General features: G+C 73.9%; 9 protein-coding genes and 1 pseudogene. 8 read left to right on the top strand and 2 right to left on the bottom strand.

The features are described 5' to 3' along the window. Positions 1 to 20 precede the first annotated feature (20 nt). The 5 genes and pseudogenes from O7611_RS25290 to O7611_RS31945 all read left to right on the top strand — a co-directional run. Positions 21 to 1,019, top strand: a complete 999-nt coding sequence (locus tag O7611_RS25290) for an alpha/beta fold hydrolase (protein ID WP_194801464.1) — start codon at positions 21 to 23, stop codon at positions 1,017 to 1,019. A gap of 5 nt (positions 1,020 to 1,024) precedes the next feature. After that, the gene (locus O7611_RS25285) at positions 1,025 to 1,888 is read left to right on the top strand and encodes a DUF3152 domain-containing protein (RefSeq protein WP_194801463.1); all 864 of its coding nucleotides are present in this window, start codon (positions 1,025 to 1,027) and stop codon (positions 1,886 to 1,888) included. Between the two features lie 78 nt (positions 1,889 to 1,966). Continuing rightward, positions 1,967 to 2,791, top strand: a complete 825-nt coding sequence (locus tag O7611_RS25280; protein ID WP_194801462.1) for a DUF3152 domain-containing protein — start codon at positions 1,967 to 1,969, stop codon at positions 2,789 to 2,791. Positions 2,792 to 2,832: 41 nt separating this feature from the next. Continuing rightward, positions 2,833 to 4,080, top strand: coding sequence for an adenylyltransferase/sulfurtransferase MoeZ (gene moeZ, locus O7611_RS25275; protein WP_194801461.1), 1,248 nt, complete (start codon positions 2,833 to 2,835; stop codon positions 4,078 to 4,080). 91 nt (positions 4,081 to 4,171) lie between these two features. After that, positions 4,172 to 5,056: pseudogene (locus tag O7611_RS31945) on the top strand (hypothetical protein); the annotation flags it as partial. Between the two features lie 782 nt (positions 5,057 to 5,838). On the opposite strand, the gene O7611_RS25265 reads toward O7611_RS31945, so the two are convergent. Next, positions 5,839 to 7,080, bottom strand: a complete 1,242-nt coding sequence (locus O7611_RS25265; protein ID WP_269697686.1) for a glutamate-5-semialdehyde dehydrogenase — start codon at positions 7,078 to 7,080, stop codon at positions 5,839 to 5,841. 26 nt (positions 7,081 to 7,106) lie between these two features. Continuing rightward, positions 7,107 to 8,216, bottom strand: coding sequence for a glutamate 5-kinase (gene proB / locus O7611_RS25260; RefSeq protein ID WP_269697685.1), 1,110 nt, complete (start codon positions 8,214 to 8,216; stop codon positions 7,107 to 7,109). Positions 8,217 to 8,410: 194 nt separating this feature from the next. Here proB and O7611_RS25255 point away from each other — a divergent pair, with 194 nt between their 5' ends. From O7611_RS25255 to O7611_RS25245, 3 genes are read left to right on the top strand one after another with little or no spacing between them, the layout of a single operon-like run. After that, complete coding sequence (locus O7611_RS25255; RefSeq protein ID WP_269697684.1) at positions 8,411 to 9,853, top strand: D-glucuronyl C5-epimerase family protein; 1,443 nt, start codon at positions 8,411 to 8,413, stop codon at positions 9,851 to 9,853. A gap of 21 nt (positions 9,854 to 9,874) precedes the next feature. Then, positions 9,875 to 10,189, top strand: a complete 315-nt coding sequence (locus tag O7611_RS25250; RefSeq protein ID WP_194801456.1) for an MGMT family protein — start codon at positions 9,875 to 9,877, stop codon at positions 10,187 to 10,189. 32 nt (positions 10,190 to 10,221) lie between these two features. Next, positions 10,222 to 11,589, top strand: coding sequence for an MFS transporter (locus O7611_RS25245; protein WP_194801455.1), 1,368 nt, complete (start codon positions 10,222 to 10,224; stop codon positions 11,587 to 11,589). Positions 11,590 to 11,591: the final 2 nt, after the last annotated feature.

The raw sequence follows: 11,591 nt of genomic DNA, 5'->3' as shown, positions 1-11,591 counted from the left end.
GTGCGGGGGAGACTGGAGACATGAAGCGCGCCGCACTGTGGCCGGAGCACAGCCTTCCCGCACACCACGTCCCGCCGCCCTGGCCCGGCCGGCACGTACGCCTCGACGGCACGCTCGTGCACGTCCGCGACACCCCGGCCACCGGTCCCGGCGCGGAGCCCGCGCTGTACGTGCACGGCCTCGGCGGGTCGGCGCAGAACTGGACCGACCTGGCCGGCCTGCTCGCCGACCGGCTCGACGGCCAGGCGATCGACCTGCCCGGGTTCGGGCGCAGCGAGCCGGGGCCGCGCTACACGATCCCGTCCTTCGCCGAGCGGGTGATCCGCTGGATCGAGCACAGCGACAGGGGGCCGGTGCACCTGTTCGGCAACTCGCTCGGCGGCGCGATCTCGGTCCGGGTGGCGGCGCTGCGCCCGGACCTGGTCCGCACGCTCACCCTGGTCTCGCCCGCGCTGCCGTTCCTGGACTTCCGGCGCTCGTTGCAGGGGCGGATGCTCCCGCTGCTGGCGATCCCCAGGGGCGAACGGCTGGCCGCCTGGCGGTTGGCCCAGTTCAGTCCGGAGGTGACCGCGCAGCAGGTGATGGAGGCGTGCGTGGCGGACCTGACCCGGATCAGCGAGCAGCGCCGGCAGGAGGCGATCGACGAGATCCGGGTCCGGTACGAGGCGGCCCACTACGCCGCGGCGTACGTGCGCACGTTCCGGGGCCTGGTCGGCAGCTTCCTGCGGTCGTACCTGCCGGGGGAGGGCGCGCTGTGGCGGCAGGCTTCGGCGGTCCGGGCGCCCACGCTCGTGGTGGGCGGGCGGCAGGACCGGCTGGTCGACGTGCGGGTGGCGCCGCAGGCGGCGCGGGTCATCCCGGACAGCCGGCTGCTGATGCTCGACGGCGTCGGGCACGTGGCCCAGTTGGAGGTGCCCCGGACCGTGGCGCGGGCGGTGCTCGGGCTGCTCGCCGAGGCGACACCGTCGCTCACCACCGGCATGGGGGAGAGCGGAACGGAGCGTGACATGGCAGGCTGAGCCGGATGCCCAGCTCCCGCCGCCCTCGTGCCACACGCTCCCGTTCCTCGTCTCCGCGCTGGCGTACCGCGCTCGTGGTCTGCGCCTTCGTCGCCGCCGCCGCGGTCGGGGTCGGCGTGGCGGTGCAACTGCCGTCGGCGGGCGCGGGGACGCGGGTCACCGACGGGTTCGCCGCCCAGCCGCCGGCGCCCACGCGGGAACCGTCCACGCCGAGCGTCCCGCCGCCGCCTCCGGTGGCGCCCAGCTCGCCGGCCGCGCCGGTGCTGACGCTGTCCGGCCCAGGGCCGGCGAAGGGCCGGGGCAGCTTCGCGTACGACGAGCGGACCAGCGGCGTGCTCGGCCGCTCGGGGACGCTGCGCCGCTACCGGGTGGCGGTGGAGAACGGCTCCGGCGAGGAGGTCCGCGCCTTCGGCGAGGCGGTGCAGCGCGCCCTGGCCGGCCCGGGTAGCTGGGTCGACGGCGGCACGCTGCGGTTGCAGCGGGTCGGCCCGGGCGACCGGTACGACTTCACGATCTACCTGGCCACCCGGGACACGGCGGGGCGGCTGTGCGGGGCGGGCGGGATCGACATCCGGGTGGGCGGGGTGCCGTACACGTCGTGCCGGGTACCGGGCAAGGTGGTGATCAACCTGGACCGGTGGCGGACCTCGGCGCCGCACCTGGTCGAGGCCGGGATGCCGCTGGACACGTACCGCCTGTACGTGGTCAACCACGAGGTGGGCCACCAGCTCGGGCACCGGCACGAGGGATGCCCTGGTGCGGGCCGGGCGGCGCCGGTGATGCAGCAGCAGACGCTGTTCCTCAAGGGCTGCCGGCCGAACCCGTGGCCCTACGTGGGTGGGAAGCGGTACACCGGGCCGGCCCTCTGAGCGCCGGTTTGTGAAGAACATTCGCGGCATAGGTGGCAAAAGCAGCTAAATGCCCGAATTGCATGGCACGCTGAGGTCATGACCTCGTCGTCCCCTTACGACAACCCCACCACGCCGCCACCCGAGCGTCCCACGCTGCGCCGGATGCGCCGGCGCCGCCGCCGCTCGGTGCTGCTGCTGGCGATGCTGCTCGCGGCCGTCGGCGGCGCGGCCGGGATCACCCGGCTGAACACGCCGCCGTCCGGACACGGCGGGGCGTCACTCGCCGCCGAACCGTCGCTGGCGCGCGGCGCCGCCGAGGCCGACGTCCCGGCGGCGCCGACCGCCTACCCCACCGCCGGCCCCGGCACGTTCGCGGTGGCCCAGGGCCGATCTCCGGTACGCGGACAGGAGGGCCCGCTGCGCCGCTACCGGGTCGAGGTCGAGCAGGACACGGGGCAGGACGCCGACGGGTTCGCCGCCACCGTGGACGCGGTACTGGGCGACCCGCGCAGCTGGATCGCCTCGGGGGACCTGCGGGTGCAGCGGGTGCCCGAGGCGGCCGCCGCCGACTTCACCGTCTACCTCGCCACCCCCGTCACCTCCGAGCGGATGTGTGCCGAGGGCGGCCTGCGCACCGACCGGTACACCTCCTGCCGGCTGCCTGGACGGGTCGTGCTCAACCTGGCCCGGTGGATGACAGCGGTGCCCGACTACGGCGCCCCGCTGGAGGTCTACCGCACCTATGTGATCAACCACGAGGTCGGGCACGAGTTCGGCGAGCTGCACCAGGCGTGCCCCGCGCCCGGCGCGCCCGCGCCGGTGATGCAGCAGCAGACGTACGGGCTGGACGGCTGCCTGCCGAACGCCTGGCCGTACGTCGGCGGCGTGCGCTACGAAGGCGAGCCCACCGACGGCGTCTGAGTTATTCCCGGTCCCGCAGTTCGGGCGCAGTGTCCCTCATCATGGCCGATCCCGGCCCGGGCGAGCGACAATGGCGCGGTCACACCGCCGATCCCGGGGAGTCCACCGTGTCGTTGCCCCCGCTCGTCGAACCCGCCGCCGAGCTGACCGTAGACGAGATCCGCCGCTACTCGCGCCACCTGATCATCCCGGACGTCGGGGTGGAGGGGCAGAAGCGGCTGAAGAACGCCCGGGTGCTCTGTGTGGGCGCCGGTGGCCTCGGCTCGCCGGCCCTGCTCTACCTGGCCGCGGCCGGTGTCGGCACGCTCGGCATCATCGACTTCGACACCGTCGACGAGTCGAACCTCCAGCGCCAGGTCATCCACGGCGTCTCCGACGTGGGCCGGTCCAAGGCCGAGTCCGCCGCGGCGTCGATCCGCGAGATCAACCCGCTGGTCAACGTGGAGATCCACAACACCGCGCTGGACCGGGAGAACGTCCGGGACATCTTCTCCCGGTACGACCTGATCGTCGACGGCACCGACAACTTCGCCACCCGCTACATGGTCAACGACGCGGCGGTGCTGCTCGGCAAGCCGTACGTCTGGGGTTCGATCTACCGCTTCGACGGCCAGGCGTCGGTGTTCTGGGCCGAGCACGGCCCCTGCTACCGCTGCCTCTACCCGGAGCCCCCGCCGCCCGGGATGGTCCCCTCCTGCGCCGAGGGCGGCGTGCTCGGCGTGCTCTGCGCGTCGATCGGGTCGATCCAGGTCAACGAGGCGATCAAGCTGCTCGCCGGCATCGGTGAGCCGCTCGTCGGCCGCCTGATGGTGTACGACGCCCTGGAGATGAGCTACCGCAAGATCAAGGTCCGCAAGGACCCGAACTGCGTGCTCTGCGGTGAGAACCCGACCCTCACCGACCTGATGGAGGACTACGAGGACTTCTGCGGCGCCGTCTCCGAGGAGGCGCAGGAGGCGGTGGTCGACTCGACCATCACCGCGCTGGAGCTGAAGGACTGGCAGGACTCCGGCAAGGACATCTTCCTGGTCGACGTGCGCGAGCCCGCCGAGTACGAGATCGTCCGGATCCCCGGCGCGACGCTCATCCCCAAGGGCGAGATCCTCTCCGGCGAGGCGCTGGCGAAGTTCCCGCAGGACCGGCAGATCGTGCTGCACTGCAAGTCCGGCGTCCGCTCCGCCGAGGCGCTGGCCGCGCTGAAGGCGGCCGGCTTCTCCGACGCGGTGCACCTCCAGGGCGGTGTGCTCTCCTGGGTCAAGCAGGTCGACCCGTCGCTGCCCGCGTACTGAGTCGTGTCGATGGGCCCGCCCGGCGCTCCGGGCGGGCCCATCGTGCTCTCCGGGGCACCTGGCGTGGGCAAACGATCGATCGCGGCGACCGCTGGGCCGGGTGGTCCTGACCGAGCTACCGAGGCGTAACCGCGGCCGCGCCAGTACCGTCAGTGCCGTGGTGGACTTGGACGCGGCGATCGGATTCGTCGTCGCTCACGGTGACGCGGTGGACCGCGCCCGCCTCTCCCGGCTGCGTACCGGCGCTCCGGTGCCGCCCGAGGTGCTCGACGCCGCCGAGTCCGGGCAGGCGCCCGGCGGCGGCTGGCCCGCCGTCCTCGACGACGAGGTCGCCTCGATCGACGCGACCTGCTTCCGCCTGGCCGAGCTGGACGACCTCGGCGCGCTGGGCCGCCCCGCCGCCCGGCACGCGCTGGACTGGCTGGCCGCCCGGCAACTACCAGACGGCGGCTGGGACGAGGACCCCTCGCTGGCCGGGCTCGCCCCCGAGTGGGCCACCCCCGGTGATCCCGAGGCACGGCTCTACCAGACCGCGAACGCCGGGTTCTGGCTGACCGTGGCCGGCCTGGACGCGCGGGCCGCCGGTCCGCTCGACCACCGGGTCGGCGGCGCGTACGCCGGTGTGGTGCAGGCGGCGGCCCAGGCGCTCGCCGCGCAGCTCGCCCCGGACGGCAGCTGGCCGTCCTTCCTGCCCGCCGGCTGGCTCGCCGCCGCGGTGCTGCACCGCCAGCAGATGTACTACGAGTCCGCCCGCATCCAGGCGGTGCTGGCCGACCGGATCCCCCGGATGTCCCCGGCCGACGTGGCCTGGCTCGCCGCCACACTGCGCCGGGTCGAGGTGGGCGAGGAGCAATGGCTGCTGGTCTCCGCGCGCAGGCGGCTCGCCGAGACGCAGCGCAGCGACGGCGGCTGGGACAGCGACGACGGCCACCAGTTCGACGTGCACACCACACTGCGGGCGATCCGCGCGTGCCGCCCGCACACGCCCGAGGCACCGGTCTCCGGAGCGCCGTTCGTGGTGCCGCAGACCGCCGAGCTGCCCGCGTTGCCTGCGGTGCCGGCCCCGCGCCCGCGCCGGCTCCCCGCATCGCCGCCGCCCGCGCCCGACTCCGGGCCGCCCGCCTCCACGCCCGCGTCGCCTGCGCCCGTGTCTCCGCTGCCCGCCCCGGCTCGCCCGTTGACCGGCCCGGCCGAGGCATCTGTCGCATCGGCGGGTCTCGACCCCGATCCGTCGTCCCGCCAGGGCACAGAGCCGTCGGCAGGCCGCGATCCCGAACCTTCGGCGGGCTTCGGCTCCGACCTGTCGTCCAGTTTCGGCACCGACCCGTCGGCCGGACCGGGGATCGCGCCCGCGCTGTCGGACGGCGCGCCGGAGCTGTTTCCGGCCCGGGGTCTCGGGCCTGAGACCTGGTTCCGTCCGGACACCGGGTCGGATGCGATGCCCGGATCGGGAGCAGGGCCTGATCCGTCAGCCGGTGTTGAGGTGTCGGCCGGTCCGGACAGTGGGCAGGGACTGTGGTCCGCCTGGATCGTCACGCCCGATCTGCTCCCCGACGAGAGCACCGGGCCTGCTGCGCAGCTGGCACCGGAGCTGCTGTCCGGCCCGGTGCCGCCCGTTGTGCCTCCGCTGGTCATGCCGATGATCAACACCAGATCGGGGAAGTAGCGGCATCAAAGGTGCCGGGATACCGCCACTTCCCCGATCTGGCGTGTGCCCAGACCAGTACGGCGACCGGCGCGCCGCGAAGGCACGTCCGGTCAGCGCAGGTGCCCGTCTCCGGTCACCACGTACTTGGTGCTGGTCAGCTCCGGCAGACCCATCGGGCCGCGCGCGTGCAGCTTCTGCGTCGAGATGCCGATCTCCGCGCCGAAGCCGAACTCGCCGCCGTCGGTGAAACGGGTGGACGCGTTGACCATGACCGCTGCCGAGTCCACCCGGGCCACGAACTCCCGGGCCGCCCGCTGCGAGTCGGTGACGATCGCCTCGGTGTGGCCGGTGCCGTACCGGCGGATGTGCGCGACCGCCGCGTCGAGCGAGTCGACCACGGCGACGGAGATGTCGGCGGAGAGGTACTCGGTGCCGAAGTCCTCCTCGGTGGCCGGCACCACGGCGTCGGAGTGGGCGGCAACAGCGGGCGTGCCGTGCACCGTCACCCCGGCCTCGGCGAACGCGGCCAGCACGGCCGGCAGGAACGCGTCCGCCACGTCCCGGTGCACCAGCAGCGACTCGGCGGTGTTGCAGGTGGACAGGCGCTGGGTCTTGGCGTTCAACGTGATCGCCAGGGCCTTGCCGAGGTCGGCGGCGGCGTCCACGTAGACGTGGCAGTTGCCCACGCCGGTCTCGATCACCGGGACCGTCGACTCCTCGACCACGGCGCGGATCAGCGACGCGCCGCCGCGCGGGATCAGCACGTCGACCAGGCCGCGGGCGCGCATCAGCTCCTTCACCGAGTCGCGCGTGCTGGAGTCGAGCAGCTGCACCGCGTCCGCCGGCAGCCCGGCGCCGGAGACCGCGTCGCGCAGCACCGCGACCAGCGCGGCGTTGGAGTGGGCGGCCGACGAGGAGCCGCGCAGCAGCGCCGCGTTGCCGGACTTCAGGCAGATCCCGGCGGCGTCGACAGTCACGTTCGGCCGGCCTTCGTAGACGATGCCGACCACACCGAACGGCACCCGCACCTGGCGCAGCTCCAGACCGTTGGGCAGCGTCGAGCCGCGCACCACCTCGCCGACCGGGTCGGGCAGCGCGGCCATCTGGCGCAGCGCGTCGGCGATCGCCGCCACCCGGCCCTCGTCGAGCGCGAGCCGGTCCAGCACGGCCGCCGACAGCCCGGCCTCGCGCCCGGCCGCCAGGTCCGCCGCGTTCGCGGTCAGGATCTCCGGGGTACGCGCCACGAGCGCGTCGGCCATCGCGTGCAGCGCGGCGTCCTTGACGGTACGGGTGGCCGTGGCCAGGGCTTCCGCCGCGTCCCGGGCTCGCCGGGCCTGCTCGACGACGCTCATCGTGCGTACTCCTTCATCGGTGGGGCTCACAGCAGGACCAGGTCGTCGCGGTGGACGACCTCACGTTCGTACGCCGGGCCGAGCGCCGCGGCGAGTTCGGAGGTGGAGCGGCCGAGCAGGCCCGGCAGTTCCACCGCGTCGTAGTTGACCAGCCCTCGGGCCACCGGCGCGCCGGCGGTGTCGACCAGGTCCACCGGGTCCCCGGCGGTGAACGCGCCGTCGACGGCGGTGATGCCGGCGGGCAGCAGCGACTTGCGGCGGTCCACCACCGCCTGCACCGCGCCCGGGTCGAGGTGCAGGCGACCTCGGGGCGCGGTGGCGTGCGCCAGCCAGAACAGGCGCGCGGCGGGGCGGCGGCTGCTCGGGTGGAAGTACGTGCCGACCGGCTCCCCGGCCAGCGCCGGCGCGGCCAGCGGCGCGGCGGTCAGCACCACCGGGATGCCGAAGCCGGTGGCGATCCGGGCCGCCTCGACCTTCGTCACCATGCCGCCGGTGCCCACCCCGGCCCGGCCGGCCCCGCCGACGTCCACGCCCGCCAGGTCGCCCTCGCCGTGCACCTCGGTGATGCGGGTGCTGCCGGGGCGGGCCGGGTCGCCGGTCCAGAGCGCGTCGACGTCGGAGAGCAGCACCAGCAGGTCGGCGTCCACGAGCGCGGCGACGAGCGCGGCGAGGCGGTCGTTGTCGCCGAACCGGATCTCCTCGGTGGCCACCGTGTCGTTCTCGTTGACGATCGGCACGGCGCGCAGGTCGAGCAGCTTGCGCAGCGTCCGGTACGCGTTGCGGTAGTGCGCGCGCCGGGTCACGTCGTCCACGGTGAGCAGCACCTGCCCGACGGTGCGGCCGTGCCGGGCGAACGCGGCCGCGTACCGGCCGATCAGCAGGCCCTGGCCGACGCTGGCGGCGGCCTGCTGGGTGGCCAGGTCGCGCGGGCGCCGGGGCAGCCGCAGCGGGGCGAGCCCGGCGGCGATCGCGCCGGAGGAGACCAGCACCACCTCGCGTCCGGCGGCGGCGAGCCCGCCGAGCGTGTCGACGAGCGCGTCGACCCGGGCGTCGTCGAGGCCGCCCGTCGCGGTGGTCAGCGAGGACGAACCGATCTTGACCACGATCCGACGGGCCGAGGTGACTGCTTCGCGCACCCGACCATTCTGCGCGCTGCGGTCCGCCGCGCCGCGGCGCGTTCCCAAATCGTGGCAGCTCGCGGCCGGTGCTCCGACGGAGCTCACACGAAATCGGTTGCTCGTCGAACGAACAGTTTTGATCGTCCGGTTAGCGGCACACATCCGCGGATTCCGCTGCATAGCGTCTCGTTCATCACGAACGGGGGTTCACAGTGATAATTCCGAGGGCTCATCGTGCCTGGTGGCTGGCGCTGCTCGTCACCGTCGGCCTGGTCGCCGGGCTGACGCCGGTACTCGCCGGTCTCCGCGACGAGAAGGCGCCGGCCGTCCGGCGGGACGGCTACCGGCCGCACACGGTGCCACTCGCGGCGATTCCGTCGCGCGAGGGGATCGCGCCGCTGGTGGACGCCGGGCTGCACGACACCGGGAACGTTCGGATGTTCCGGATGCACGACCAGACCTGGGACCATCCGGTGGCGCAGGCCCAGTGGGGTCTGCAGAATCTGGCCGGCTGGCGGGCCACCCGCAAGCGGATCTACCTGGACCGGGCGATAGCGAACGCGCAGCGTAACGTCGATCGGCGCGTCGAGTCGCGCGGCGCCTGGTGGTATCCGTACGACTTCGAACTCACCCGGTGCAAGAAGCGTCCGCTGCTGAAGCCCAGGTGGTACAGCGGCATGTCGCAGGGCCAGCTGCTCAGTCTCTTCGTCGGGCTGTACGAGGAGACGCGCGACGAGAGGTGGAGGACCGCCGCGGACCGGACGTTCCAGAGCCTCACCCTGCCCGCCCGGGCCGACGAACCGTGGGCCACCTGGACCGATCGCGGCGGCTACCTGTGGCTGGAGGAGTATCCGGAGAACGACGACCCGCGTGGCGAGCAGGTGCTCAACGGGCACATCTTCTCCCTGTACGGCGTCTACGACTACTGGCGGCTCACCGGCGACGAGCGGGCCGCGGAGATCTTCGACGCCGCCGCCACCACGGTGCGCCGCTACCTGCCGACGAGGTTCCGGGTGGAGAACTGGGCCAGCCGGTACTCCATGAACTGCCGGCACTTCCACTCGAAGTACCACCAGGTCCACACCCGGCAGACCCTCAAGCTGTACGAGGTCACCCACGCGACCGTCTTCGCCGAGTACGCCGACACGCTGCGGGCGGACTACCCGGTACCGGACCTGACGGGCACCGTGCAGCTCGAACCCGGGACACACGTGGGCTACACGTACGACGCCAAGGGCGCCGTCACCGGCCGGCGGGCCGTCACGCTGGAGCGGCCGAGCCGGTTCGCTGCGGACGAGCGCATCCGGGTGCGCGGCCGCGGCATCCACTACCGGATCACCGAGGGCCCGCTGGCCGGCTACCTGGTGCCCGAGGAGCCCGGCCGGCGGGTCCTGCTCGGGGTGGCGGTCGAGCACCGCTACCAGCCCGCACGCGTGCTGACCGCCCAGCCCGGCACGTACACCGGCTACACCTACGACCGCAACGGCGCGGTGCTCGACGCCCGGAAGGTCACCTTCGCCGCCGTGACGGAGTTGACGCTCGGCGGCACCGCCTGGGTCAACGGGGAATTCAGCTACCACGTGAGCGGTGGTGAGCTGGGCGGCTACTGGCTGGCGGCCCGGGGAGACCTCGCCATCGCCACGCTCGCCGGCTGAGGCCCCTTATCGTGGCTTCCCGTGACACCTGACGAGTACGTCGAGGCGGTGCTGTCGCTGGTCGAGCGGATCCCGCCGGGGCGGGTGATGTCGTACGGGGCGGTGGCCGACGCGCTGGCCGAGCGCTCGGGGCGGGCGTCGCCGCGACTGGTCGGCTCGATCATGGCGCGGCACGGTGGCGGGGTGCCGTGGCACCGGGTGGTGAACGCGGCCGGCCGGATGCCGCCGGGGCACGAGCGCAAGGCCCGGGAACGGCTGCTCGCCGAGGGGTGCCCGCTGCGCGGGGACCGGGTGGACCTGGCGGCGGCGTCCTGGTCGCCGGAGGAGGGGATGTGACGCCGGCCATAACGTGAGTAGCATTCGGCTCCATGACAGCTTCGGGCCTGCCCCGCCGGGTGCACCTCGGGTACGCGCTGGGTTCCCTGGTCACCGGCGCGTTCGGCACCGTGCCCGGGCTGCTCCTGCTGCCGTATCTCACCGACACGCTCGGCGTCGCCGCCGGGCTGGCCGCGCTGCTGGTGCTGCTGCCGAAGGCGTGGGACGTGCTGGTCAACCCGGTCGCCGGGCGGATCTCCGACCGGACCCGCTCCCGCTGGGGCGCGCGCCGGCCGTACCTGCTCGGCGGCGGGCTGGCGCTCGCCGTGCTGTTCGCCTCGATCTTCGCCGCGCCGTTCGCGAACGGTCCGGCCGCCGCCGCGTACGTGGCCCTGGCGTTCCTGGCCACCGCCACCGCGTTCGCGTTCTTCCAGGTGCCGTACGTGGCCATGCCGGCCGAGCTGACCGCCGACCCGGCGGAGCGTACCCGGCTGATGACCTGGCGGATCGCGGTGCTGGCGCTGGCCATCCTGGTCTCCGGCGCGGTGGCCCCGGCGGTGGTGACCGCGGGCGGCGACGGCGTGCCCGGCCACCGGTGGATGGGCCTGTTCGTCGCCGCGCTGATCGTCGCCGGCACCGTCGGCGTGTTCCTGGGCACCCGCTCCGCGCCGACCGGCACCGTGGGGGAGAGCGAGCCGAGCCTGCGCGCGCAGCTCGCCGTCGCCACCGGCAACCGGCCGTTCCGGGCGCTGCTGATCTGCTTCGTGATCCAGTCCGCCGGGGTGGCCACCGTGCTGGCCGGGGTGAAGTACTTCGCCGACCAGGTGCTGCGGGAGCCGGACAGCGGTCCGACGCTGCTGTTCGCCTGCTTCGTCGCGCCCGCGCTGCTGGTCATGCCGCTGTGGTCCCGGGCCGGTGCCCGGCTGGGCAAGCGGACGTCGCTGGTCGCCGCGTCGCTGATCTTCGCGGTGGGCGCGCTGGCCCTGGTCGCCGCGCCCGCGCTACCCGCCGCCGCGGCCTACGCCGTGGTCGCGGTGATCGGCGTCGGGTACGCGGGCCAGCAGGTGTTCGCGCTGGCCATGCTGCCGGACTGCATCGCGTACGACACGGCGCGCACCGGGCGGCGGCAGGCCGGGGTGTTCACCGGGCTGTGGACCGCCGGGGAGACGTTCGGGCTGGCGCTGGGGCCGGGCATCTACGGGCTGGTGCTCCAGCTCTCCGGTTACGTCTCCTCGTCCACCGGAACCGCCGCCGTTCAGTCCGGCACGGCTCGGCTCGGCGTGCTGCTCGGCTTCACCGTGCTGCCCGCCCTGCTGGTGGCGGTCCCGCTGGTGCTGCTGCGCGGCTACACCCTGACCCCGGCCCAGCTGGCCACCGCCGCACCCGTGGTCGATGACGCCGCGCCGGCCGCGCGGGCGTGAGC

It is taken from the genome of Micromonospora sp. WMMC273 (assembly GCF_027460285.1).
In the GTDB taxonomy this organism is placed as follows: Bacteria; Actinomycetota; Actinomycetes; order Mycobacteriales; family Micromonosporaceae; genus Micromonospora; species Micromonospora aurantiaca.
This window is presented reverse-complemented; position numbering and strand designations above follow the sequence as displayed.